This window comes from Mesorhizobium sp. M7A.F.Ca.US.006.04.2.1 (assembly GCF_004022915.1).
GTDB classification, from domain to species: Bacteria; Pseudomonadota; Alphaproteobacteria; order Rhizobiales; family Rhizobiaceae; genus Mesorhizobium; species Mesorhizobium ciceri.
The window spans coordinates 1-25,525 of the sequence record NZ_RZQA01000009.1; the positions used below are offsets into that span (position 1 = coordinate 1).

Here is a 25,525-nt window from a genome sequence, read left to right on the forward strand (position 1 = left end):
GGATACGAAAAGCTCTATCGGATATATGTGTGGCAGGTTAGCTTCCATGATCCTGGTGTTGGCGTCGGCCGTCACATTGCCAACTGCATCCAGCAATTCGGGGAAAAAGGGCTTGCTTATTCTGGGATGTTCCTTCCAGACGACGTCGTATCCCCTCTCGACGATCTGCTCCGCAATTCGTCTATAGATCGCCGCCTCTTGCGCGTACGACATTATGCGGTTTCGCGACAATGCCTGGCCGAGCAGCAGGATCCGTGGGTTGGCTGACGCACGGCAATGTTCATCGCCGCCGGAAAGCGCATCCCTGCAGGCTTCACCTATTACGTCGCGCATCAGCGAAGCGCCGACCTGAAATCTTGGTACGTTCTCCAGTGCATCGTGAATGGGGATTTCGTGAAGCAAAGAATAAAACTTCGTCACCCGTCTCAGATGGTGTCTTTCTATCCTGTCGGCCGCTTTCCTCAATCGGAACGCCGGTGAAATTGTAGAGAGTCCTGCAATCAAGACCGCGGTGATGCGTCGTCGAAACCTTGTGCCCGGCGGCCGTGCCATGGTTGCCATCTCGAATGGAAGGTATGACGTCAAGCCATCCTCATACAAAACGATCTTGGCTTCAGGGTATGAATCCAGCAGTATTTTTTCCGACGGCCGGTTAACGAAGCAGGCCCAGATTTCAGCTACGGAACTCGCGTCGAGACCAATTGTGTCTCGGATCAGACGATGGATCCGGAAAATTTGCAGTTGCCCATATTTACGCTCGGACGTCAGAAGGTCGTACGCCCATATGATCCGTCTCCAGGTCCATACTTTAGACGCAAGTTCAGCAAGACCGGTCTTGAAATGCTCGGAAACGCCGGCCGTTTCATAAAGCAGGAGATAGTCCTCATGCTCCTGATCCGCCGGGGAGCTTCCATCCATTGTTGATTGGCGAAGTGAGGCAACCAGGCTGAGCAATTGCCAGCTGCCAAAGACGCAGCATATTCGAGCTGGCAATTTAAGATCTCCAGATCGGATGGAAATAACGCTGCATGTTCCGCGATCTCAACCGCAAAATTGCTTCATATCCGACAGGCCGTGTGGCTCGGGGCGTCCCACCCGCTTCGTAATACTGCCTATCGCGTCGGTAGGAAATATCTTTCAGATGGCGGGTCTAACGTCCAAGACAGGCTAGAGTTCCGCACAATAGGCAGGCGAATTCACTTCAACTGAGCGGCAGAGACCTGTCGAGATCCGGCAATAGCACCCGGTGCGGCAGACCGCTCATGCGGTCGTCTTGCTGCTTCGGGTCCCTCTCGGCACCAAGAGCACGAATTCTCCCGGTTCTCGGGAAGGTCGTTGCCCGGGAAAGCGGGTTTCGCTGCCCCCAGTCAAAAGTAAGCTCCAGCCATGAACCGGAGCTAGATGATGACAGAGGCAGAAACCAGAATGTTTCACACACTTGATGTGCCAGCCGGTCCGGTGTGGCGGCCTGCAATCCCGGCCGACCTGACAAGGCAGGGCATGTGTGGGCGCATCTGCGCATCATGCCCGATACAAAGCCCGCACTGCCCCTCGAACGCCCTTGAGGCCGACGCTTCGGCGCAACGTCCCCGGTGAGCAGGCCAGAGCAATTCTAGGAAAAGTGTGAAGCGGTTTTCCGGCCAAAATTGCCTCAAAACAAAGAGTTAGAGCAGCTCGCCGTTTCCGTGAAACGGTGAACTGCTCTAAGGGCGGCGCCAGAAAATGCGCCGCCCTGTCGGAGGGGTCGTCCGCGATCAGGCGGCGAGCCAGGCCCGTGTGAAATCCTGCTCATAGGCCTGGTGCATTTGGTAGCCCATCAAGGAAGGTTTCATATGGCAGAACAGCTTTCGCCAGTAAGGCTGAACGATGATGCCGGAATCCTGCAGCATGACCTGGAGTTCCTTCATTACCACACGGCGCTGCTCCGGATCGGCGATGGAATTGGCCTTGTGGACCTTGGCATCGAAGTCTGGATCGGCGAACCCCGTCTCGTTCCATGCCGAACCGGTCTGATAGGCAAGCGCATAGGTCTGGATGCCGAGCGGTCGGGCGTTCCAATTGGTCGTCGCGAAGGGATACTTCGTCCAGTCGTTCCAGAACGCCGATTCCGGGATGACGGTGCGTTTCACCTTGAAGCCGGCGTCGCGCATCTGCTGGGCGACGGCATCGGAGCTTTCCTTGCGGTAGTCGGCTTCGACCGAGATCAGATCGAACTCGAAATCGAGCTGGCCGGCTTCCTTGAGCAATGCCCTGGCCCGGGCCGGATCACGTTTGATCGGCGGCAGGTCGGCGTGTTCGGGATGCATCGGTCCGACATGATCGTTCTGCGCGACGATGCCCATGCCGTCGGCGCCCAGTTGCAGCACCGCTTCGTTATCGACCGCAAGCTGTATGGCGTTGCGCACGCGCTTGTCGTCATAGGGTTTGGCGTTGACGTTGCAGCGCGAGACCAGGGTGGCGGCGGTGACGATCTCGCTTTTCTTCAGGCCCAGCCTGTCGAGCATGGCGACGTCATAGGACTGCGTCTGGCCGTTCAGGTCGATCTCACCGGATTCGAAAGCGGAGACGGTGGCGGCCGAGTCGGTGCCGTAGTCGGTCCAGTCGATGCCGTCGAGGAACACCTCACCGCCCCACCACGACCCGTCCGGCCGCTTGCGCACCGAGGCAGCAACGCCGACATCGAGTTTTTTAAGCTCGAATGGACCCGTGGAAACGGGGTTGGCCGACAGTGGCGCTGCCTTCGGATTGAACGTGCGGTGGACGATCAATGCCGGGTAGTCGGTCATCGCAGGGATAATGGTGATGTCGGGCTGCGACAGTTTCAGGACCACGGTGTGGTCGTCGCGAACCTCGATGGCACCAGTGCGCGCCACCTTGGTGTCGGGATCGATCAGGGCGGTCATGCGCCCCGCCATCGAGTTGCCGGCGGCATCCTTCTCACACCAGCGCGTGATGTTGAATGCGACATCCGTGGCGGTGAAATCGTCGCCGTTCGACCACTTCACCCCTGGGCGCACCTTGAGCACATATTCCGTGGCGTCCGCATTGATCTCCCAGCTCTGCAGCAGCACCGGCTCGAAGGTGAAATCCGGCTTCCAGCGCACCAGCGGTTCGAGAAACTGCATGGCGATGTTGCCCATCTGCGAAACCTTGAACTTGCGCGGGTCTTCCAGCTCCATCACCTGCATGGCAACACGCAGCACGCCGCCCTTTCTGGGTTGGGCGGCTTCCTCGGCCCGCGCCGGAACCGGTTGACCGATGAGCCCATAGGCAATCGCCGTGCTGGCACCGAAGGCGCTGGCCAACGCCAGGAACTCGCGGCGGCCAAGCGCGCCGCTCTTCGCGCCTTTCGCAAATGTGCCGATCGCCGGATGAAGAGGTCTGGATGTCATATCGGTTCTCCCATTGTTGATTTTACGCCCAAATTCGGTGGAATGCCCTTGCCGCGTCGTTGCTGGGCGCTGTTTTCTACAAGACGCAGCCGATGGCGGCGGGGCCGCGACGGCGAGGGGAAGGCAAGATGAATCTTCTGACGGCGATGCGGGTGTTCGATCGGGTCTGCCTGCTGGGCAGCCTGTCGGCGGCGGCGCGCGATCTCAACATGTCGACGACGGCCGTCAGCCGCACCATCAAGGAACTGGAAGACGACCTCGGCGTCCGGCTCATCAATCGCACCACAAGGCGCCTCAGCCTCACAGAGGCGGGCCGCGACTATGCTCCGCGTGCCCGCATCCTGCTCGACGACATTTCCGAACTGCAGGATTCGACGCGCGGCCTGCACAAGGAGACGCGCGGCCTGATCCGGGTTTCCTGCTCCAATGTTCTGGGCCACACGCGCATAACCAAGCTGGTGCCGAAATTCCTCGAAGAGAACCCGCTCACCACGATCGAGTTCGACCTCACCGCGCGTTATGTCGTCGGCATTGTCGAGGAAGGCTACGATGTCGCCATCCGCTTCGGCGGTCAGGCCGATTCCGCCTTGATTGCCCGCCGGCTTGGGGAAGTTCGCAACTATGTCTGCGCCACGCCCGATTATTGGGACACAAACGGCCGCCCGGTCCACCCGGATGAGCTGGCAAGCCATTCCTGCGTGCTGAGCAATTTCGCCAAGCGGCTTGGCACATGGCCTTTCATCGGACCAGACGGCCCTTTCGATGCGGCTGTCGGCGGGCGCATCTCGACCAACAGCGTCGAGGCCGCCTACCAGATGACCACCGCCGGTTTCGGCATCGGCAATCTGCCCAGCCTGCTGGTCGATGCTGCGATCAGCGACGGCCGGCTGGAAGTGCAGCTGGATGAGTTTCGCCCCGGCTCCAGCCCGATCTACGCACTCTATCCGCACCGCACCTATATTGCGGCCAAGGTGCGCGCGTTCGTCGATTTCCTGATCCGCGAACTGTCGGCCGACTTCACCGCATGAAATGCTGCCGGATTGCCGGCCAACGCCGTCAGGGGCCTGGCGCGAACGCCAGGCCCCTGCTGCCCCCGTCGCCCGACGCGGCAGCGTCATTTCCACCAGGCGGTGGTGTCGTACATCGGTCCCGGCTCCTCGAAGAGCTTTTCGTATTTGCACAATGCCGGCGTCTTGCCGAGCGGCACCGAAACACCGTCCCTGAACGCCCATTCGCCACGTTGCGTCGTATCCGCCCGCACATAGCTGGACAGTGCAAAGGCGCGGTCGTGCTGTGACCTGTTGGGCGAGGAGCCGTGCACGGTGAGCAGCCCCCATAAAGCAAGATCGCCCGGCTCCAGCACCAGCGGAACGATGGTCGCCGGGTCGATGCCGACCTTGCGCAACTCTTCTTCGGCGGTCAGACCCTTCATCAGCTCGCCGGTTCCCTCGTCCGACAGGCCGAGATAGCCGAGCTTGTGGCTGCCGGGCACGACCTGAAGGCAGCCATTGTCCAGCGTCGCCCGATCGACCGCGAGGCCTGTTGTCACGGTGGCGTCGGCGACATTGTCGAAGGCGGCCTGGTTACGAAAGCGCAGATCCTGGTGGAAGCGATAACCCGTGACATTGGCGCCGGGCGGCTTCCAGTGCAGCTGTTGGGCGATCTGTTTTATGTCGCGACCGATCAGACCCTCGAGCAGCTTCAGATAGTCGGGATTGCGGCGGAACTGCTCGAAATAGGAATTCATCCAGGAAAACCAGTAAGCCTGCAGCACATAGCGTTGGCCAAAGTCCGATTCAGGCAGGATCTGGAAATTCAGGTTGCCGTGCCGGAAGGTGGCGTGATGCTTGAGGCCTTCGGCATAGACCGCATCGGTTTCCTTCTTCAGCCGGATCATCTCGTCGCCGTCGACGAATTGTCGAACGACCGCATATCCTTCCTCGCGGTACTGCTCCACCGCTTCGCGTGCCTGCCTGTCCGTCAGCATATCCGTGACAACCCCCGTCTGTGATCTGTGTCGATCGTAACAAACGGGTTGCCGGCGATAAGCCGTGGATTTTGGCATCGACTTTCCCGATTATCGGGAAATTGAGCGGGGCCTCAAAGGTGCATTGGCCGCAACCGGCTGATCAGATACGTGCTGCGCCGTTAGGCCCTAAAAATAGGTTCGCGGCGCGACAAGGTTCTTCTGCTGGCGAACATAAAAACAATAGAAGCCGAACGCCGCGGCAAACCACATGAAGGCCTCACCCATGGCCAGCCGGTTGTTGGAATTGGTAAGGATGCTGAGGGCGAAGAAAACCAGTGTGGAGATGTAGCAGGACCATGCGGCCGGAGCGACAAGCTTGGCTCGCATGGCCAGCAGAACCTGCCTGGCCGACCAGGTGTAGAGAAAGGCAAAGAACGCCAGTCCGACCAGACCATAGCGCACGGCAATTTCCAGATAACCATTGTGGAAGACGTTTAAGATCATGGGATGATAGGTTCTGTTCTCCCACTCGGTCAGCCAGCTGGAACTGGCTCCGAAGATCGGGTGGCGTTTCCAGATATCGATCGCATCCGCCCACAGCATCAGCCTTTCCTTGGCTGCAAGCGGAACCGCATCGCTCGCGATGGCGCGGTCGAATGCGGGAAGGACGCCATGCCTGAACACATCCGGAACCAGGGTTTTGACGAAGGTCATGGTGTCGCCGGCGGTGGACGAGAAGATGTTGTGTGTTGCGACAATGCCGGCCGCCACGATCGCCAGCACGCCACCCGAAACCAACAGTTCGCGGCGATGGCCTCTCGCCAGGGTCATGACCGTCAACAGGAGCAGCGCAAGCGCAAGCGCAAGCCACACGCCCTTTGACCGCATCTCGATGATATTGACGACGGCAAGCAGCAGGACGGCTGTCGACAGCGCCCAATAAAGGTTCTTGGTTGCTTTCCCGAGGTCCGTTCTCTGGGCCGTGTAAGCCATGAATTGCAGCGTGCAGAGGAAGATGAAACCGCCCGCCACCGACGCGTGGATGGGATTGTTGAAAAGCCACGGGGCCGGTTGGATATCCTGAAACATGTTCGAACAGGCGGTGTCCGCCGCCAGGAAGACAAGACTGAGGATCATGAACCAGAGGACCAGCCGTGCGGGCTGCCTGACAAACAGCAGAAAGGCGAATCCGGTCGTCGCATAGAACAGCGGAAACATGTAAATGCCTTCGGCGCCACCCAACTGGTGGGTGCCGAAATAGACGATCGCCAGTCGTATGAAGACATAGAGCGACCAGCCCAGACACAGGAAGCCGACCCAACCGATCAGTGGTTTGCTGTAGGTCCACAGATCCACCCTGAACCAGCGGATGACCGCGACCAGGGCCAGCGCCAGGCCCGCATAGCGGTAGGTGTCTGCCTCACGCCACACCGCGGAAACCATGGCCAGAATGGCGAGTGCCGCAAGCAACAGAAGCAAGGTGTGGCGCGGCGCGTTGTCCTTGGCATAGTCCAGGGTATCTCGCGGCAAAGGGGGCCGCAGCAGGACGTGATGCAGGCGGCGCAGCTCGTCACCGGCCCGCAACACCCCGGCACGTAGCCGGCTCGGCCCCCCCAACCTTGCGGATTTGTAGCTTCCCGAGGGACCGGCTATGCCGGAGATCTCGCTGCTGGCGGCGAAGCCAAGCACGTTTTGGCGGGCGGAATAGACCTTCAGGCCGGTATCCCAAAAGCGTTCGAGCGCGACGTCCCATGGCATTTTCATGACGGCGAGCGCCGACAACAGACCCTGCGCGCCCTCCCGCGTCACCAGATAGGCGGCGGCCGAGCCTTGCGGGCCATGCAGCGCACGACCGATCTCGTCGCCTTCCGCCGTCTCGACGGCGCGCATGAAGAAGCTGATGCGATGGTTGATCAGTTTGATGACGTCGAAATCCGGCACCGCCGCGATGATGGCCTCGATGCGCCGCATGGTGTTTTCGCTGAAGAGGACGTCGTCCTCGACGATCAGCCCATGGGCGCTGCCACCGGCCACGAACGTTTCCAGCGCCTGGATATGGCTGCGGTAACAGGCATATTCGCCGGAAAGGATGTCGCGCCCGCTCAGCTTGCGTGCGGCTGGCAGATCGATCTCCGTCCAGGCCTCTTTGGCAAGCGCACGGCCGTCGACGGCGGCAATGCGCTGCAAGGTCAGGCCTGCCGCTTCGGCGCTTGCGAGCAATTCGCTCCAGCGCTGGGTCTCGCGATCGAGGTTGATGGCGAAGATAGGAAGGTTCATTGAAGTTCCATGTTGAGCCGCCACCCACCCGGCCGACCTATGTATGGAAAGAAGGAGATGTTCAAGGCGACACTGTCCAGATCATGTGCAAGACCTGAATTTGCCGCGATGGCTTTGGCTCATCTGAATTTATGACACAATCGAACTGTTAGCCGATCGGCTTCATGGAAGATCGCAAAGGTACTCTCGGTCCTAAGTGTCCGGAACGGACCTGAGCGGGATGGCTGGGGCGCCAGGATTCGAACCTGGGAATGTCGGTACCAAAAACCGATGCCTTACCACTTGGCGACGCCCCAATTGCCGTCAGAGTCGCTTGTGCGGCGCGTTATTAGCAGAGCAGCCAAAAAGCACAATGCCCCATGAATGGTGGTGAGAACGCCTGTTTGGGCAGCAAAAGCAACGCCGCCAGACGGCACGAGCTGGCTATTCGGACCACACCGCCATCTCGTTGCCGGCCGGATCGGCAAAGTGGAAACGGCGGCCGCCAGGGAACGCGAAGATCGGTTTGACGACCGTGCCGCCGGCGTTTTCGACAGCCTCGAGGGTCGCCTCCAGATCCCTGCTGTAGAGCACCGGCAGCGGCTTTGATGGCGCTTCGGCGGCGTCGGCCTGAAAACCCCCGTCCAGGCCTTCGGCAAAGGCCGAATAGGTCGGCCCATAGTCAGTGAACGACCAGGCAAAGGCGGAACTGTAGAAGGCCTTCAGCCGGTCCAGCGTCCCGCCCGTAGCCGGCATTTCCAGATAGTCGAGTTTTCCGGACAGTTTCATAGCCATCTCTTTGTTCACTGTATGTTCTACTCCAGAATCCCCGGCATAGCAAGTCTTTTTGCCGCATCCTGAGGCACGGCTTTGCTTAATCGATTGTAGTGGCCGGGCGGCTTTGCCGACGCCTTGCCTTTCGCACTGCAGCATCATATCGCTCCAAGGGCGGACCGGCGGAACTTTCCGTTTCGCCAATCTTTCCAATCTCCTGCAACCGGAGAGCGATGCATGACCAAATGGGTTTTCACCTTTGGCGATGGTGCGGCGGAGGGCCGTGCCAGCGACAAGAATCTCCTGGGCGGCAAAGGCGCCAACCTGGCCGAGATGTGCAGCCTGGGGCTGCCGGTGCCGCCGGGCTTCACCATCACCACGGAGGTCTGCAACGCCTACTACGCCAACGGCCGTATTTATCCGGCCGGGTTGGAAGACGATGTCGCGGTCGCGCTCGATCACATCGGCCGGCTGACCGGTCGTCGGTTCGGCGACCCGTCGAAACTGCTGCTGGTGTCGGTGCGTTCCGGCGCTCGCGCCTCGATGCCCGGCATGATGGACACCGTCCTCAATCTCGGCCTGAACGACGAGACGGTCGAGGCGCTGGCCGCCGATTCCGGCGATGCGCGCTTTGCCTATGACAGCTACCGCCGCTTCATCCAGATGTATTCCGATGTCGTCATGGGTCTCGACCACGAAGTGTTCGAGGAAATCCTGGAGGACCAGAAGGGCGGTCTCGGGCACGAGCTCGACACCGAACTGACGGCGCTCGAATGGCAGGGCGTCATCGCGCTCTACAAGGCCAAAGTCGAGGAAGAGCTTGGCAGGCCGTTTCCGCAGGATCCGCATGAGCAGCTCTGGGGCGCGATATCAGCCGTGTTCTCGAGCTGGATGAACAACCGCGCCATCACCTATCGCCGCCTGCACGATATTCCCGAAAGCTGGGGCACGGCGGTCAACGTCCAGGCCATGGTGTTCGGCAATATGGGCGAAACCTCGGCCACCGGCGTTGCCTTCACGCGCAACCCGTCGACCGGCGAAAAGATGCTCTATGGCGAGTTCCTGGTGAACGCGCAGGGCGAGGACGTCGTTGCCGGCATCCGCACGCCGCAGAACATCACCGAAGCGGCGCGTATCGCAGCAGGCTCGGACAAGCCGTCGCTGCAGAAGCTGATGCCTGACGCGTTCCAGTCCTTCGTCACCATCTCCGATAGTCTGGAGAAGCACTACCGCGACATGCAGGATCTCGAATTCACCATCGAGCGCGGCAAATTGTGGATGCTGCAGACCCGCTCCGGCAAGCGCACCGCCAAGGCGGCGCTGAAAATTGCCGTCGAGATGGCGCAGGACAGGCTGATCACGAAAGAGGAAGCCGTTGCCCGTATCGACCCGGCCTCGCTCGACCAGTTGCTGCATCCCACCATCGACCCCAAGGCCGCGCGCGACGTCATCGGCATCGGACTGCCGGCCTCGCCCGGTGCCGCTACCGGCGAGATCGTCTTTTCCTCAGCTGACGCCGAGGACTTGAAGACACAAGGGCGCAAGGCGATCCTGGTGCGCATCGAAACCAGTCCCGAAGACATCCACGGCATGCATGCGGCGGAAGGCATCCTGACCACGCGCGGCGGCATGACCAGCCACGCCGCGGTGGTGGCGCGCGGCATGGGCAAGCCTTGCGTCTCGGGTGCCGGCTCGCTGCGCGTCGACTACAGGGCCGGCACGCTGCTCTCGATGGGGCAGACCTTCCGCAAAGGCGACATCATCACCATCGATGGCGGCAACGGCCAGGTGCTGAAGGGCGCGGTTGCCATGCTGCAGCCTGAACTGTCAGGCGATTTTGCCGCCATCATGGAATGGGCGGACGCGGTGCGGCGCATGAAGGTGCGCACCAATGCCGAAACACCGCTCGATGCGCGCATGGCGCGCTCCTTCGGCGCCGAAGGCATCGGGCTTTGCCGCACGGAGCACATGTTCTTCGACGGCGACCGCATCGTCGCCATGCGCGAGATGATCCTGGCCGACACCGAAAAGGACCGGCGCGCCGCACTCGCCAAGCTTCTGCCCATGCAGCGCTCGGATTTCCTCGAACTGTTCGAGATCATGGCCGGCCTGCCGGTGACGATCCGACTGCTCGATCCGCCGCTGCACGAATTCCTGCCCAAGACCGAGGCTGAAATCGCCGAGGTCGCCGCCGCCATGAACGTGTCGCCCGACAAGCTCAGGCAGCGCACCGAGGCGCTGCACGAGTTCAACCCGATGCTCGGCCATCGTGGCTGCCGCCTGGCCGTCTCCTACCCCGAGATCGCCGAGATGCAGGCACGGGCCATTTTCGAGGCGGCCGTGGAGGCCGGCAGGAAGGCCGGCGCCCTGGTGGTCCCCGAGATCATGGTGCCGCTCGTCGGCCTGGTGAAGGAGCTCGATTACGTCAAGGCGCGCATCGATGCGGTTGCCAAGAGCGTCATGGAGGAAACCGGCGTCAAGATCGACTATCTCACTGGCACGATGATCGAGCTTCCCCGCGCCGCCATCCGCGCGCATGTCATTGCAGAATCAGCCGAATTCTTCTCCTTCGGCACCAACGACCTGACCCAGACGACCTTCGGCATTTCGCGCGACGATGCGGCCTCGTTCCTGGAAACCTACCGCCAGAAGGGCATTATCGATCAGGACCCGTTCGTCTCGCTCGACATCGAGGGCGTCGGCGAACTGGTGCGCATGGCCGCGCAAAAGGGCAAGGCGACGCGGCCCGACATCAAGCTCGGCATTTGCGGCGAACATGGCGGCGATCCGGCCTCGATCCGCTTTTGCGAAGAGGTCGGCCTCGACTACGTGTCCTGTTCGCCCTATCGCGTGCCGATCGCCAGGCTGGCGGCAGCGCAGGCAGCGGTGCTGGTTGCGAAAACAGGCCGCGGATAGGATCCATCCAGCTTACCGTTTTGTAAGACAATTCACGCGAACGTGCTGGCGGCGTCGCGTAATCTCGACATTGTTCCTGCCCAATTTGCGGCCATCCGCAAATTGCTCCCGGAAACAGATGCTGCAGATCTCTCCCGCGCCGCTCCGCTCGATCCTGGTCATTCAAACCAAGTTCATAGGAGATCTCGTCCTCGCCTCGGCGCTCGCCAAGAACCTGCGGCTCGAATTCCCCGGCGCCAGCATCGTCTTTCTGTGCGAGGCCCGCTTCGAGAGCTTCGTGATCGCCCATGGTATCGCTTCCGAGGTGGTCGCATTCAGGCGCGACCGCATGCGCGGCACGCCCTTGGAGCGCGGGAAGGAGCTCTACGCCATGGTGCGGGCGTTGCGCCGCTTCCGCTTCGACCTGACCATCGACCTGACCGATTCGAAGACGTCGCGCATCCTCACCGGGCTCGTCAACGCAAAGACCCGTGTCGGATACAATCCCTCCGAAAGACCCTTGCGTATGCTGGAGCGGCAGCCCGCCAACGTCCTTGCCAAGCCCTACGGCTTTGATGGCCAGCATTTCCTGTACCGCTACCTCTCGCCGCTCGAAGCGCTCGGCATTGAACTTCGCACGGTGATTCCGAACCTTCAGCCGCTGCCGTTGGAGACGGCGAAAGCATTGGCGCTGCTGGATAAGCACCATCTGCGGCCAAATGCCTTCATCGCCGTGCATGCGGGTGCAAGCTTCGAGGGGCGACGTTGGCAGCCGGAGCGGTTTGCAGCAGCGATCGTCGAGATTGCCGGCGAGACCGGCCTGGACGTCGTGCTGGTGGGCGGCCCGGACGAGCGCGAGATCGCCGAACGCATCGTCGCCAGGACCGCGCCGCCGGTCGTCAATCTCGTCGGTGACCTGTCGCTTGAAAGCCTGCTGGCGGTGCTGAAACAGGCCCGGCTGTTTCTCGGCAATGAGAGCGGCCCGATGCACATGGCGGCAGCCACTGGGACCCCGGTTGTCGGGCTGTTCGGTCTGACGGAGCCGTCGCGCTGGGGTCCCGTCGGCGTGCCCAGCATCTCGCTCCAGCCGCCGATGCCTTGCGCCTGCATGGCAGAGGACCTTTGCCGCGCGCCGGATCCCAGCAAGGCATGCTGCGTCTGGGGCCTGGAGGTCAAGCCGGTGGTCGAGGCGGTGCGCGAGGTTCTTTCGCGCACCGAAATGCAGCTGGAACGCGTCATCTGAGATCATGCATCGCATGCACGACTCTCGACGCGGTAGAAGACACGTTCGCCGCAGGAACGGTCACATTGTCGCGTGGAGCGCTTTTCTGCTATGCATCATCCTGATTTCCGCCTTCATGCGGGTCTTTGGGATGCCTGCTTGAAATGACGGGTCAGGAAATCGGTTTGATGCGCCTGCTGCAAAAAAATCTCTGCATGATCGCCATGTCGTTGGCGATGGCATCCGCCGGCCATGCCGCGCCGCTCGTCGAGCCGACGCTGCACATCAGGCCGCAGGCGAGCGGCGCCGGCCGTGTGGCACTCACGCTCGATGCCTGCGGCGGACAGACCGACAGCCGGATCCTTTCGGCGCTGGTGGACAACAAGATCCCCGCCACCATTTTCGTGACCGGCATCTGGCTGAAGCGAAACGCCGCCGCCGTCGAGATCATGCGGGCGCATCCCGATCTGTTCGAACTGGAAAATCACGGCGGCCACCACATCCCGGCGGTCGACACGCCGCGGAAAATCTACGGCATCCGCAGCGCCGGCAGCCCGGATGCGGTGCTGGCCGAGGTCGAATCGGGGGCCGCCGCTCTTGCCGGGACCGGCGAGCCGGCGCCGAAATGGTTTCGTGGCGCAACCGCCGAATACAGCCCGTCGGCAATCGCCATGATCCGCAAGCTTGGCTTCAAGGTCGCGGGATTCTCGATAAACGGCGACGGCGGCTCCTTGCTCGGCGCCAAGGAAACCGCGCGGCGCATCGCGGCGGCCAAGGACGGCGACGTCATTATCTCGCATATCAACCAGCCGACCCATGCGGCCGGCGAAGGCGTGGTGCAGGGGCTGCTGGCGCTCAAGGCCAAGGGCTTGACCTTTGTGCGGCTCGACGATGCCGAGGGCATGGGCAATAACGGCACCACGGAGTGAGTGGCCAGCCGAGCGTATCCCGATGCCTTCGGCGTTGGCTCAGTCCGGTTTGGCTTCGATCGTGACCTTGCTGGCGTAGAATGCGCCGTGGTTGCCGATTTCAGCCATCTCGTCGAAAGGCCGTTCATAGGCCCACATGGCGTTCTGGCCGGTCTCGCCGGCAGGCAGCACGCTCCAATAGCTTGCATCGCCCTTGTAGGGGCAATGGGTCGAGTGGTCGGTGCGGCCAAGCTTGCCGAAATCGATGTCGGCGAACGGAATGTAGAAGGCCGCCGGATAGGGAGCTTCGGTCAGCACCTTGGCCTTCGCTGTTGAAGCGATGACCACGTCTCCGGCGCGCACGGTAACGGTGCCGGCATAGGGCTCGATGGTGATGATTTTGTCCGGGTTGCGTTGGAAACCGGGTGCGGGGTTGGCGATCTGATCCATGCGGCGGCTCTCCTTGCGTCGACTTTGAGATGTGTCGCGCAAACGCATTGTTCAAGGCCTGCCGTCGCCATGCAACACGCAAACACCTGCCCAGGCCGGCACTGCCGGATCGCGCCTCCGAATATCCTCGATACTTGTCGTCAGCTGTCAGGCAGCGGCCTTGAACACGTCCATGAGACCGGCATAGGCGGCAGCAATACCGGCGACCGGGTTGCTGCTTCTCGATACGGTCTCGACCTTCAGGGAACCACCGCCGGTCGGCAAGGTGAGCAGCAGGAACTGGCGGTTTCCGCCATCGCCGACTGACGCGGCTGCGACGTGCTGGTCCTCGCCCTGGTTCTGGACGCACATCTTGAACAGCAACGTGCCGCCGACCGCTTCCAGCGCGCCGCCGACAACTTCAACAAATTCATCTTCGGAAACAGTCTTTGTGTCCGGCACCAGATCGGCCAGACTTTCGGCAAGCGTACTCTCGAGAGCCTTGTCGTCGAGCTGCGCGTCCATGCGAACCTCTTTCAGTCGCCAATCGCACCCCTTTGCCCGTTAACGAAGCTTAACGCCGACGATGGCCGGATTGTGGCGGTTGTTCCCAATGCAGTGCTCGGCCGTATTGGCGGCTGGACAATCCGTCGGTTCGCTCCACAATGGGACAAAAAGCACAACGCAAAAGCGTGAGGGAGGACCGAATGCTGGGACTGATGCAGGAATGGCCGCTGCTTTGCCATAAGCTCATCGACAATGCCGAGCGGCAGCATGGCGTGCGCGAGATCGTGTCACGCTCGATCGAAGGGCCGATCGTGCGCACCACCTACGCCGACATCCATCGTCGCGCCCTGAAGGTCGCCCAGCGGCTGGAACGCGACGGCTATGGGTTGGGCGACCGCATCGCGACGCTGGCCTGGAACACCGCCCGCCACATCGAGGCCTGGTACGGCATCATGGGCATCGGCGCCATCTACCACACGCTCAATCCGCGGCTGTTTCCCGAGCAGATCGTCTGGATCATGAACCATGCCGAGGACAAGGCAGTCTTCGTCGACCTAACTTTCGTGCCGCTGCTCGAGAAGATCGCCGGCGCCGTCAAGTCGCTGAAACAGGTGATCGTGCTGACCGACAAGGCACACATGCCGCAGACGACGTTGCCCAATGTGGTCGCCTATGAAGACTGGCTTGAGGAGGCGGATGGCGTCTTCGCCTGGAAGACCTTCGACGAAAGCACCGCCGCAGGCATGTGTTACACCTCCGGGACCACGGGCGATCCCAAGGGCGTCGTCTACAGCCACCGTTCGAACGTGCTGCACGCCATGATCGCCGCCATGCCCGACGCCATGGGGTTGTCGTCGCGCGACACGATCCTGCCTGTCGTGCCGATGTTTCACGCCAATGCCTGGGGCCTTGGCCAGAGCGGGCCGATGATCGGCGCCAAGCTGGTCATGCCCGGTTGCAAGATGGACGGCGCCTCGATCTATGAACTGCTCGACACCGAGAAGGTGACCTTCAGTGCGGCCGTGCCGACCGTCTGGATGATGCTGCTGCAGCACCTGGAGGAGACCGGCAAGAAGCTTCCCTATCTCAATAAGGTCGTCATCGGCGGCTCGTCCTGCCCGCGCGCGATCATGACGAAGTTTCAGCAGAACTACGATGTCCAGGTCATCCATGCCTGGGGCATGACCGAAATGTCGCCGCTCGGCACGCTGTGCACCCTGAAGCCGGACTATGCTGGTCTTGAGGGCGAAGCCCGGCTCGATGTCCAGCAGAAACAGGGCTATCCGCCGTTCGGCGTCGAAATGAAGGTGACCGACGACGACAACAATGCGCAACCCTGGGACGGCAAGACATTTGGCCGCCTGAAAGTGCGTGGGCCGGCCGTTGCCCGTGCCTATTATGGCGGCGCCGGCGTGGAGCAGTTCGACGGGGATGGCTGGTTCGATACCGGCGACGTCGCCCACATCGACGCGGGCGGCTATATGCAGATCACCGATCGCGCCAAGGACGTCATCAAGTCCGGCGGCGAATGGATTTCGACCATCGACCTCGAGAACCTGGCTGTCGGCCATCCCGATGTCGCCGAGGCGGCAGCCATCGGCGTCCACCATTCGAAATGGGGCGAACGGCCGCTGCTGGTCGTCGTCCGCAAACCGGGCAAGGAACCGAGCAAGGCCGATATTCTCGACTTCATGGACGGCAAGGTGGCCAAATGGTGGATGCCGGACGATGTCGCCTTCGTCGGTGAAATTCCGCACACCGCCACCGGCAAGATCCAGAAGATCACCTTGCGCCAGCAGTTCAAGGATTATCGCCTGCCGACGGATTGACGCGATGTCGCATGTTTCGGCTTCATGGCATCGCAAAAAGGTTCTAAGTCTCCGTTCGGGTTGGGGTGGTACGGCAATCGATGGCAAGTATTCCTGAACGGCAAACGTCGAGGGCAGCCGGATGGTCGCGGCGCACGGCCGCTTTTTCGTTGGTGCTGCTGCTGACGGTCTTTGTCGGCCATCGCTTCGATCTCGTCGAAACACCTGTCTTTCTGTGGGTGCTCGGCATTGTCGCGCTGCTGGCGGCGATGGCGCTGTTGTTTGCCGGATTTGCCTTTTCGCGGCTCTGGAATTTCGGCGACCGCGGCGGTCGCGACCTGACGGTCGGCGCGCTGCTGGCGCTGCTGGTGCTCGCACCCTACGGCGTCGCCGCCTACTGGGCGACGATCTATCCGCCGCTCAGGGATATCTCGACGGATTTCGACGAACCGCCGGCGCTCGACGTGAGCGACCGCACGAAGGATATGAACGTGCTTGCGCCGTCGACGCCTGGGGAACAGCGGCTGCAGACCGATAGCTATCCGCTGGTCAGCGCACGCAGCTACGACCTGCCGTTCGAGACTGTCGTCAATGCCGTCGAAACTGTACTCGACCGGCGCGACTGGGATCTATCGGAACCCTATCCTGATCTCGCCGGGCAAAGCGAGGTGACCATCACCGCCGTCGCCAAGGGCTTCGTGATCGGCCTTCCCGCCGATGTGGCGATCCGCGTGACGGACGATGGCGATACGGTCATCGTCGACATGCGGTCGGCGTCCCGCTACGGTCGCTACGACCTTGGCGACAATGCCGCGCGCATTGTCGATTTCCTTGCCGAGCTCGACCAGGAAGTCGCCGGTCAGGTTGGCGCCGCGCCGGCCGAGTGAGGCACGGGCACTTGGCAGTGGGCTGCATTGCCTATCCGGCCGGCGTGAAAATGCCGTCGATGGCCGGTGCGGCATCGGTCACAACCAGACCGCGCGCCGTCAGATCCTCGAGATGGGCAAGCACCGACAATCCGGCGGCGCCATGCAGCCGCGGATCGGTATCCCTGTAGATCGCCTTGACCATGTCCACGATCGTCCGGTCGCCGGCCCGGACCCGCTCCAGGATGGCGCGCTCGCGCATCTTGCGGTGCGTCTTCAGCCCGCGCATGAAAGCGCGCGGTGCCGTCACCGGCCCGCCATGTCCGGGCAGCAGCAAGCGGTCTTCGCGGTCGATCAGCCGGTCCAGCGAGGCCATGTAATCGGCCATCGCTCCATCCGGCGGGGCGACGATGGAGGTTGCCCAGGCCATGACATGATCGGCCGAAAACAGGATGCCGGTTCCTTCCAGCGCGAATGCCGCATGATTGGCGGTGTGGCCCGGGGTCAGAACCGTCCTGATCGACCAGCCGTCGCCATCGACCGCCTCGCCGTCGGAAAGGGCGATGTCGGGAACGAAAGCCATGTCTGCACTGGCGTCGAGCGCATTGGTCTCGCCGATATGCAGGGCTCTTGCCGGCCGGTGCGGCCCCTCGGCCAGCACGATGGCGCCGGTGCGCTCTTTCAGCCGGGCCGCCAGCGGGGAGTGGTCGCGATGCGTATGGCTGACGAAGATATGGCTGACCGGCCGGCCTGCGATCACCTCGAGCAGGGTCCGCAGATGCGCCTCGTCATCCGGCCCCGGATCGATCACCGCCAGCGTATCGCGGCCAACAATGTAGCTGTTGGTGCCGTGAAAGGTGAAGGGGCTTGGATTGCGGGCCGTGATGCGCTGGACATCGGGGGCGACGCTCACCCCCTGGCCATAGAGGGGGTCGAAGCCGGTATCGAACTTCAGTGCCATGCATCGGTGCCTTGTTTCGGGAAACGGCAAAACCGATTGCCGCATAACACGCAAGCCAATATAGGAGGATATGAGGCCGCGAACATCTGGTAGCGGCAGTCGGATTGGGGAAATACCATGGCAATTGCAACTACGATGCGTCCGCTTGTTTCTCTGGCTCTGCCGCAAAGCGGCGCGGCGCGGCTGGCAACGCAGCTTTTCCTGGCCATCGCCGGAACGCTTGTGCTGACACTGTCGGCCAAGACCAAGGTGATGCTCGGGCCGGTCGACATTTCGATGCAGACGCTGGCCGTGCTGCTGATTGCCGCCGCCTTCGGCATGCGTCTCGGCGTCGCCACCCTGCTGCTCTACATGGCCGAGGGCGCCATGGGCTTCCCCGTCTTCCAGAGCACGCCTGAAAAGGGTCTCGGCATTGCCTACATGCTCGGCTCGACCGGCGGCTATCTCGCCGGCTTCGTGGTCATGGCGGCCATTGTCGGCTGGGCGGCGGATCGCGGCTGGGACCGCCACCCGATCAAGCTTTTCAACGCCATGCTGGTTGGCGAAGTCGTCATGATGGCGATGGGCTTTGCCTGGCTGGCGCTGCTCATCGGTCCGGAAAAGTCGTGGCAGTTCGGCGTCGTGCCGTTCATCGTCGGCGACCTGATCAAGGTGGCTCTCGCGGCAAGCCTGGTGCCGGCCGTCTGGACGCTGCTCAAGCGCGGCTGAAGCCCGAGCAGACCAGCGGCTTGAGCAATCAAGCCTTGGCTGGCATGGGGTGATTGGCGGATTTCAGCGTGGCGTCTGCCAAGTAATCACACTTAGGTTTCTGGAAACAGCTTCGGAAACAGTGAATCCAATGCGTCGGCCGGAAAGCGTAGCGACACCGGACCTTTGGGTGTTTCCGACGCCAACAGACCGAGCGCGATCACCTCATTGAACACGCGACGCGCCGTGCGTTCGGGCAGTCCGCTAATGCGAGACGCTTCGCCGCGTTCAAATTCGCCGCGCATTAGCGCTTCCTCCAGGAGGCGGGCGGCTTCGGGTTTGAGGCCACTGCGCTCGACGTAGCGACGCAGCCGCTTCGCGAGCGTGTCGAGATCGAACAAGCCGGTCATTAAGTTCACCTGATCGATGCACACCTGCATGAACCATAGCGTAAAGTCGCCGAGTGCGCGCTCGGAGAGGTTGCCCCGTCCGTCGAGATCACCCTGGCGGGGCATATCGGCATGATCCATCATGCGCTTGTAGTCCGTGCGGCTTTTCACGCCGCGCGCTAGACCGCGTGAGATCGACCACAGCCCGTGCGCGGCGATCCCAGCCTCAAGGGCCATGGCGTGGCTCATCAAACGGCTGACGCGGCCATTGCCGTCGGGGAACGGGTGAATGTAGTTGAAACGGTTTCTTCCATGTCTGGCCGATCTTGGCTTCTGCTAAATACGTATAAAGATATATTTCGAATTTTCCAGGATATTTGGCCGATCTTTTGGCCGATGATCGGTACCGTGCCGGCTTCCGCCGGCCATACGCATCTGACTAGGTTGCCGTCCCGACGACACCAACATACAGCTGCTTCGGAACGCAATATCTCCGCTCTCTAGATCGATCTGTCTCGGCTCCCAGGCGACTTGCCAAGGGGTTGATCGCCGAAGCGGTGCTGGAAATTACATCGCATTATTGGCCCTATCGTTCGGCGTCGGTGCGTTGCAGACGGTATCTTTTCAATCGCATCAAGCAATGCTGTTGATCAAAAGTTCCCGCACTGTTGATCCGAGAAATAGATGCTTGCTGGAGCAGCCGCGCTGTCGTAGCTCTTGGTCTCCGACTGTATCGAATCGCCGGGGGGCGAGACGTCCGATTCGTTTTTGTGCGCGAGCAGGTCAGATCCACTATCGCGCTGGTCTGTCGCCGACACGGCAGCCTTGGGGAAGGGGGGAAGACATTGAATGTCGCAGCGTCGACTATCGTCGGAAGCCGGCACTTCCTGTTCAGGATTCGGTTTCAACTGCTTGGCGGACTGACATTCGCGATTTTTGCGCCGGCGATTATCCGGATTGTCTTCAATCCTGAATTTATCTATTCGGCCAATCTTCAGGTAACAGTAGCCGCTGCGGTCATCGCTCACCTTGTGGGCTTCTTATCTTATCGCCGCATCGGAAATTTCCCGGGCGTGGCCGCGGCAAGTTACATCTTGCCGACATTTGCCCTGTCCTACGGGGCTGTTTTCCTGACCATCTTCTTTTTTCGGTTCGAGTACAGCCGGTTTCAGGCCGCCGCCAGTTTCACGCAGTCCACGCTCTGGTATTTCGGCCTGAGCCTGTTGACGCGGCGTCTCGATCCGTACCGGCTCGTCGTGATTCCCGGCGGAGATGTCGAGCGCCTCAAGACATTACCGGGTGTGCATTGGTTTTGGATCAAGTCGACCAGTACGATAATCGAAAGAGCCAGCGGCGTGGTCGTTGATCTGCGTGCCGATCTTGGCGCGGAGTGGGAACGATACATCGCGGATCGGGCCCTTTCGGGAACGCCCGTATACCACGTCAAGCAGGTCAGCGAGTCGCTGACCGGTCGGGTCGAGATCGAGCACCTGTCGGAAAACACGCTTGGTTCGCTCAATCCGAACCAGGCCTACCTCAAGATCAAGCAGGCGGTCGACTGGGTCTCGGCACTTGTCTTGACTATCGTTCTTTCCCCCGTTCTGGCGTTGATTGCGCTGCTGATCCGGCTGGATTCCGATGGTCCCGCGCTGTTTCGCCAGCAACGCATGGGCTACCGGGGCAAGATCTGCACGGTCTACAAGTTTCGCTCGATGCGCCAGCACTCTGGCGCCGGCAGCGACAAGGAGAGGGCGATCACCAGGCACGACGATGATCGCATCACCCGAGTCGGGCGTTTTCTGCGAAAATCCAGGATCGACGAACTGCCGCAGGTCATCAACATCCTGCGTGGCGAAATGAGTTGGATCGGACCGCGACCGGAAGCTGTCGTGCTGTCACAGTGGTACGAGGCTGAGCTGCCATTCTATCGCTACAGACATATCGTCAGGCCAGGCATAAGCGGGTGGGCACAAGTAAATCAGGGGCATGTGGCTGCTGTCGATGACGTTATGGAAAAATTGCACTATGATTTCTATTACATAAAGAACTTTTCGCCTTGGCTGGATGTTTTGATAACTCTCAAGACAATGAAAACGATGCTTACCGGCTTTGGTGCGAGATGACCAATGCGAAGTATGGCTCTGGAATAGCAAGCGCAGGAAGCAGATGGATCTCGCCTCCAGGAAAATAGCAATCATCGGGCTTGGCTATGTCGGTCTGCCGCTGGCGGTCGCCTTCGGCGTCACCAGGGATGTCGTCGGCTTCGACATCAACCAGCCGAGGGTGGACGCGCTGAAGCGTGGCGACGACCATACGCTGGAAGCCAGCAGCGATGAGATCAGTGCTGCGTCGCGGCTGACATTCACCACCGACAAGGCTGATCTGCGCGATTGCGGGATTTTCATCGTTACGGTTCCGACGCCGATCGACAGGGCCAACCGTCCGGATCTGAAACCGCTGATCATGGCCTCGACTTTGGTCGGTGAGGTCATCTCGCCAGGCGCGGTGGTGATCTTCGAATCAACGGTCTACCCCGGCTGCACGGAAGAGGTGTGCGCTCCGCTGATCGAGAAACATTCGGGCCTGCGCTACAATGAGGGGTTCTTCCTCGGCTACAGTCCCGAGCGCATCAACCCGGGCGACCGGGAGCATCGGTTGCAAACGATCGTCAAGGTCACCAGCGGCTCGACGCCGGAAGCGGCCAAAGGTATCGATGCGCTCTATGCCTCGATCGTGCCGGCAGGCACACACCGTACCTCGAGCATTGCGGTCGCCGAAGCGGCCAAGGTCATCGAGAACACTCAGCGCGACCTCAACATCGCGCTGATGAACGAGCTGTCGCTTATCTTCGGCAAGCTCGGCATCGACACCTCCGAAGTGCTGGAAGCCGCCGGCACCAAATGGAATTTCCTTCGCTTCACGCCTGGTCTGGTCGGCGGCCACTGCATCGGCGTCGATCCCTACTATCTCACCCACAAGGCCCAGGAACTCGGCTATCATCCGGAGGTGATTCTTGCCGGCCGCCGTATCAATGACGGCATGGGTCAGCATGCGGCGGATCAGACGGCCCGCCTGATGATGCGCAAGGGAATACCTGTCGTTGGCAGCCGGATTCTGGTGATGGGCGCGGCCTTCAAGGAAAATTGTCCGGACCTGAGGAATTCCAAGGTCGCCGATATCGTTGCCCAACTGAAGGAATACAATGCCGGCATCGACATATGGGACCCCTGGGTCGACGCGCAGGAATGCGCGCGTGCCTTCGGCGTAGCGAGCATGAAGGACATTCCCGACCAGCGCTATGACGGCGTTATCGTGGCCGTCGGCCACAGGCAGTTCCGCGCTCTGGGCGTCGACGGCCTGCAGGCTCTTTGCAAGACCCCCGGCGTCATTTACGACATCAAGGGTCTGTTTCCCAGGCATGTCACGGATGGGCGCTTCTGATGAAGGTTCTGGTCACCGGCGCGGCCGGCTTCATAGGGTATCACGTAGCCAAGCGGCTGCTGGAGCGCGGTGACGAGGTCGTCGGCATCGACAACGTCAACGACTACTACGATCCGGAAATCAAGGAGGCGAGACTGCGGCTCCTGGACGAAGCGAGCCGCAAGACCAATGCCGGATACCATTTCATCCGCGGCAATCTCGCCGACAAGAGCGTGGTCGACGCCTGCTTTGCCGACCACGCATTCGACCGGGTGATCCATCTCGCCGCCCAGGCCGGGGTTCGCTACAGCCTGGAAAATCCGCATGCCTATGTCGAAAGCAACATCATCGCCTACACCAACATGCTGGAGGCCTGCCGCAACAGCGCCGTCGCGCACCTGACCTATGCCAGCACCTCGAGTGTCTACGGCGCCAACACCGACATGCCGTTTTCCGAGCATCGTCCGGCCGACCACCCGCTGCAGTTCTACGCCGCGACCAAGCGCGCCAACGAGCTGATGGCGCACAGCTACAGCCATCTGTTCGGGCTGCCGACGACCGGGCTTCGCTTCTTCACCGTCTATGGCCCCTGGGGGCGCCCGGACATGGCGCTGTTCCTGTTCACCAAAAACATTCTTGCTGGCGAGCCGATCAAACTGTTCAACAACGGCAACCACACGCGCGACTTCACCTATGTCGACGACATCGCCGAAGGCGTGATCCGTGCCAGCGACAGCCCGGCCACGGGCAATGCCGCCTGGGACTCCAGCCGTCCGGATCCGGCCACAAGCAGCGCCCCCTGGCGCATCTTCAACATCGGCAACAACAACCCGGTTAAGTTGACCGCCTATGTCGAGGCGCTGGAAAACGCGCTCGGCCGCAAAGCCATCGTCGAACTCTTGCCGCTGCAGCCCGGCGATGTGCCCGATACCTTCGCCGACACCTCGGCGCTGGAGCAGGCGGTCGGCTACCGCCCGACGACGACAGTGACCGAGGGCGTCGGGCGGTTCGTCGAGTGGTACAAGGCTTATTTCGGGCGGGGATAAGGCTCGGCGTTTCTCGGCTGATCCGCGCTGTTCCATGATCACGTAACCAGGAGCAGATGGAATCGACACGGCTCGCAAACAGGCAGTCTGCAATCCATTGCAGTCCAAGGCGCTATTGAGCGTCTGCATCCCCACGTTCAATCGGCGGGATCGCGTTGCCGCGCTGGTTCAGCAACTGCTACGTGCGGACTGCCCATTGCAGATATGCGTCCATGTCGACGGTTCGACCGACGGAACGAACGAAGCGCTTGCGAAAATCGCGTCTCGCGATTCCAGTTTGGTGGTCACCACTGGCCCGAATGACGGCAGAGGCCGCGCAATGTTTTCGGCGATTGCTTCCGCCACTGGCGACTATTGCATGGTCTTCGATGATGACGACGATCTCTTCGCCGATCGCTTGCCGGAAGTCTGTGAGCACCTTTCGCAGAGAGGTGTCGATGAGAAGATTGCGGGTTTTGTGTTCTCGATGGCTCTTGGCCACCCAGAGACGGCAGCAGAGCCGTTTCCGTTGGAACGGACAAACCTGATAAAGATGCGGGCCGACGAACGGGTGGTCGGCGACAAGAAGGAGGTCATCAGAACTCCTTTGCTTAAACGGGTTGCCGTGCCCCCTGCGGGGCGGTTCCGCCGTGTTCCAACATCTCTTCTCTGGTCCAGATTGGCGATCGAATACGACGTTATCTGTGTCAATGTCGAGATTGGACGAAAACGATATTTGCCGGAGGGGATGACGGCAAGGATTCGGCTTCTTCAGCGACAAAATGCATACCCGATGTTGTTGCTGAACTTGATCTACATCAAGGCATTCTGGCTAGGACGATATCGGTCGGTTCGGTTCCTGGGTAAGGCGGTTCTTGCCTGTTTGAGCTTTGGTATCTTGAGTTTCCCGTTCTTGGTCAAGAGATCATTCGTGCGGGTGACTTCATGAAAGAAGCCAGCCTGTGGAAGTTGGTGGAAGCCATCGTAATACGAATTGTTCCTGGTCTTCTGAACATAGCGACATTGCTGTACATCGGAAGCCATCTGGAGACTGGACAGTACGGTATTTTCAGCACGACGATTGCGACAGTTTCATTTATTTCGACACTTGTTTTTGGAGTCGCGACCTATTCGATAATGCCGGTTTCCGCAAAAATGCATGCCGCGGGAATGGGTAGAGAGTACGTGTCGTCCATTTTGACCGTGCTTGCAGTTGTGGCGTTGTTTGTCGTCCTGGCTGGGCTGGCACTGACGTGGCTGGGATTTGGCAATGCCGTTGCCGCGACCATCATCATTTCTTTCGGCTTGCACACCGCACTTCAAGAGATTTTGAGGTCACAACTGCGTTTGTGGGCGTACGGTTGGTCGGCGATTGGCCAGGCCGTAGCATACCAGGCAGGAGCCATAATCCTGCTTGTCGGCGATGCGAAAGTAGGATCGGCTCTTGCCGCCTTTTCGCTCTCCTATTTCGTCGGAGCGCTGATTTCATTTGCCTTGCTGGGACCTAGGAATCTGAGACGACCTGGCTTTTCCTATCTTGCCGGGTCTCTGGTCACAGGCTGGGGATTTGTGTTGAGCAATCTGGCCGAGAGCGGCGTGTTTGTCGGCATTCGATACATTGTTTTGTTGCTTGGCTCCGAGACCCATCTCGGTGTCTTCTCGTTTTGTGTCGATCTTTCACAACGGTCTGTCGGCTTCTTCATGAATGCGGCCAGCTTCGTTTTCGTGCCAAGGGCGTTTCTCAGTGCCGCAAATGGAAACGTCAGGGAGTTTCGGCGCGGACTGTTCGAAGGAGCGGCCATCGCACTCATTTTTGCGGCTGCGGCTGCGGCCGGAATAGTTGGCCTGTTTTTCTCGGGCCATGCCTCCGGATGGCTGGGGAAGTCTTTTGATCCTGCGGTGTTCGGGATCGTTTCTTGTGCTGTTCTGGTCAACAGGACCAAAAAAGTGATCATCGACCCGTTTGCGCTTCGGTCGAACAAAGCGATGACGTTGACTTATTCCTACGCGATAGGGG

General features: G+C 60.8%; 21 protein-coding genes, 1 tRNA gene and 1 pseudogene. 12 read left to right on the plus strand and 11 right to left on the minus strand.

Features of this window, described 5'->3' with window-relative positions; all coding sequences use genetic code 11:
- Both EN925_RS01205 and EN925_RS01210 read right to left on the minus strand, forming a co-directional pair.
- The coding region (locus tag EN925_RS01205; RefSeq protein WP_281040633.1) for a polysialyltransferase family glycosyltransferase at nt 1-993 on the minus strand (993 nt) is incomplete at its 3' end.
- A gap of 761 nt (nt 994-1,754) precedes the next feature.
- Complete coding sequence (locus EN925_RS01210; protein WP_127369181.1) at nt 1,755-3,392, minus strand: ABC transporter substrate-binding protein; 1,638 nt, start codon at nt 3,390-3,392, stop codon at nt 1,755-1,757.
- 128 nt (nt 3,393-3,520) lie between these two features.
- On the opposite strand from EN925_RS01210, the gene EN925_RS01215 reads away from it, so the two are divergent.
- Nucleotides 3,521-4,420 (plus strand): LysR family transcriptional regulator, encoded by a 900-nt coding sequence (locus EN925_RS01215; RefSeq protein WP_013532748.1) that lies wholly within the window; start codon nt 3,521-3,523, stop codon nt 4,418-4,420.
- Nucleotides 4,421-4,506: 86 nt separating this feature from the next.
- Here the strand turns inward: EN925_RS01215 and EN925_RS01220 are convergent, their stop codons facing one another.
- The 4 genes from EN925_RS01220 to EN925_RS01235 form a co-directional block, all read right to left on the minus strand.
- Nucleotides 4,507-5,379, minus strand: coding sequence for a phytanoyl-CoA dioxygenase family protein (locus EN925_RS01220; protein WP_245321922.1), 873 nt, complete (start codon nt 5,377-5,379; stop codon nt 4,507-4,509).
- A gap of 168 nt (nt 5,380-5,547) precedes the next feature.
- Nucleotides 5,548-7,638 (minus strand): glycosyltransferase family 25 protein, encoded by a 2,091-nt coding sequence (locus tag EN925_RS01225; protein WP_128336282.1) that lies wholly within the window; start codon nt 7,636-7,638, stop codon nt 5,548-5,550.
- 221 nt (nt 7,639-7,859) lie between these two features.
- Nucleotides 7,860-7,934: transfer RNA gene (locus EN925_RS01230), tRNA-Gln, on the minus strand.
- A gap of 127 nt (nt 7,935-8,061) precedes the next feature.
- Nucleotides 8,062-8,406, minus strand: coding sequence for a VOC family protein (locus EN925_RS01235; RefSeq protein ID WP_013532745.1), 345 nt, complete (start codon nt 8,404-8,406; stop codon nt 8,062-8,064).
- A 222-nt stretch (nt 8,407-8,628) separates the two neighbouring features.
- Here EN925_RS01235 and ppdK point away from each other — a divergent pair, with 222 nt between their 5' ends.
- From ppdK to EN925_RS01250, 3 genes are all read left to right on the plus strand, one after another.
- Nucleotides 8,629-11,307 carry a pyruvate, phosphate dikinase gene (gene ppdK, locus EN925_RS01240; RefSeq protein ID WP_127384813.1) on the plus strand — a complete coding sequence of 893 codons (2,679 nt, stop codon included), beginning with the start codon at nt 8,629-8,631 and terminating at the stop codon, nt 11,305-11,307.
- Nucleotides 11,308-11,425: 118 nt separating this feature from the next.
- A complete protein-coding gene (locus tag EN925_RS01245; RefSeq protein WP_127384812.1) occupies nt 11,426-12,529 on the plus strand; it encodes a glycosyltransferase family 9 protein in 1,104 nt (367 codons plus the stop codon).
- Nucleotides 12,530-12,696: 167 nt separating this feature from the next.
- Nucleotides 12,697-13,437, plus strand: coding sequence for a polysaccharide deacetylase family protein (locus EN925_RS01250; protein ID WP_127384811.1), 741 nt, complete (start codon nt 12,697-12,699; stop codon nt 13,435-13,437).
- A gap of 39 nt (nt 13,438-13,476) precedes the next feature.
- On the opposite strand, the gene EN925_RS01255 is transcribed toward EN925_RS01250, so the two are convergent.
- Together EN925_RS01255 and EN925_RS01260 are read right to left on the minus strand one after the other, a co-directional pair.
- The gene (locus EN925_RS01255) at nt 13,477-13,866 is read right to left on the minus strand and encodes a DUF427 domain-containing protein (RefSeq protein WP_013532741.1); all 390 of its coding nucleotides are present in this window, start codon (nt 13,864-13,866) and stop codon (nt 13,477-13,479) included.
- A 147-nt stretch (nt 13,867-14,013) separates the two neighbouring features.
- Complete coding sequence (locus EN925_RS01260) at nt 14,014-14,370, minus strand: hypothetical protein (protein WP_013532740.1); 357 nt, start codon at nt 14,368-14,370, stop codon at nt 14,014-14,016.
- A gap of 182 nt (nt 14,371-14,552) precedes the next feature.
- On the opposite strand from EN925_RS01260, the gene EN925_RS01265 reads away from it, so the two are divergent.
- Together EN925_RS01265 and EN925_RS01270 are read left to right on the plus strand one after the other, a co-directional pair.
- Entirely contained in the window at nt 14,553-16,181 is a 1,629-nt protein-coding gene (locus EN925_RS01265) for a fatty-acid--CoA ligase (RefSeq protein WP_128336284.1), read from the plus strand.
- 80 nt (nt 16,182-16,261) lie between these two features.
- Nucleotides 16,262-17,047, plus strand: a complete 786-nt coding sequence (locus EN925_RS01270) for a DUF1499 domain-containing protein (RefSeq protein WP_024503644.1) — start codon at nt 16,262-16,264, stop codon at nt 17,045-17,047.
- 31 nt (nt 17,048-17,078) lie between these two features.
- Here EN925_RS01270 and EN925_RS01275 read toward each other — a convergent pair whose 3' ends face one another.
- Nucleotides 17,079-17,987 carry an MBL fold metallo-hydrolase gene (locus EN925_RS01275; protein ID WP_127368584.1) on the minus strand — a complete coding sequence of 303 codons (909 nt, stop codon included), beginning with the start codon at nt 17,985-17,987 and terminating at the stop codon, nt 17,079-17,081.
- A gap of 117 nt (nt 17,988-18,104) precedes the next feature.
- On the opposite strand from EN925_RS01275, the gene EN925_RS01280 reads away from it, so the two are divergent.
- Nucleotides 18,105-18,695: a biotin transporter BioY gene (locus tag EN925_RS01280; protein WP_027164125.1), complete on the plus strand. Its 591-nt coding sequence runs from the start codon at nt 18,105-18,107 to the stop codon at nt 18,693-18,695.
- A gap of 92 nt (nt 18,696-18,787) precedes the next feature.
- Here EN925_RS01280 and EN925_RS01285 read toward each other — a convergent pair whose 3' ends face one another.
- Together EN925_RS01285 and EN925_RS41585 are read right to left on the minus strand one after the other, a co-directional pair.
- The gene (locus EN925_RS01285; protein ID WP_245460925.1) at nt 18,788-19,300 is read right to left on the minus strand and encodes a hypothetical protein; all 513 of its coding nucleotides are present in this window, start codon (nt 19,298-19,300) and stop codon (nt 18,788-18,790) included.
- 6 nt (nt 19,301-19,306) lie between these two features.
- A pseudogene (locus EN925_RS41585) lies at nt 19,307-19,360 on the minus strand (Fic family protein); the annotation flags it as partial.
- Between the two features lie 473 nt (nt 19,361-19,833).
- On the opposite strand from EN925_RS41585, the gene EN925_RS01290 reads away from it, so the two are divergent.
- From EN925_RS01290 to EN925_RS01310, 5 genes are all read left to right on the plus strand, one after another.
- The gene (locus EN925_RS01290) at nt 19,834-21,186 is read left to right on the plus strand and encodes a sugar transferase (RefSeq protein WP_245460924.1); all 1,353 of its coding nucleotides are present in this window, start codon (nt 19,834-19,836) and stop codon (nt 21,184-21,186) included.
- Nucleotides 21,187-21,229: 43 nt separating this feature from the next.
- Nucleotides 21,230-22,504 carry a nucleotide sugar dehydrogenase gene (locus EN925_RS01295; RefSeq protein ID WP_127368583.1) on the plus strand — a complete coding sequence of 425 codons (1,275 nt, stop codon included), beginning with the start codon at nt 21,230-21,232 and terminating at the stop codon, nt 22,502-22,504.
- On the plus strand, nt 22,504-23,529 hold the full coding sequence (locus EN925_RS01300) for an NAD-dependent epimerase (protein WP_127384809.1): 1,026 nt from the start codon (nt 22,504-22,506) through the stop codon (nt 23,527-23,529). Before EN925_RS01295 ends, EN925_RS01300 begins: the two co-directional genes overlap by 1 nt.
- Nucleotides 23,530-23,626: 97 nt before the next feature.
- Entirely contained in the window at nt 23,627-24,457 is an 831-nt protein-coding gene (locus tag EN925_RS01305; RefSeq protein ID WP_164753576.1) for a glycosyltransferase, read from the plus strand.
- Nucleotides 24,454-25,525: hypothetical protein (locus tag EN925_RS01310; protein ID WP_164894102.1), on the plus strand; the 1,072-nt coding region annotated here is incomplete at its 3' end. The genes EN925_RS01305 and EN925_RS01310, both read left to right, overlap by 4 nt.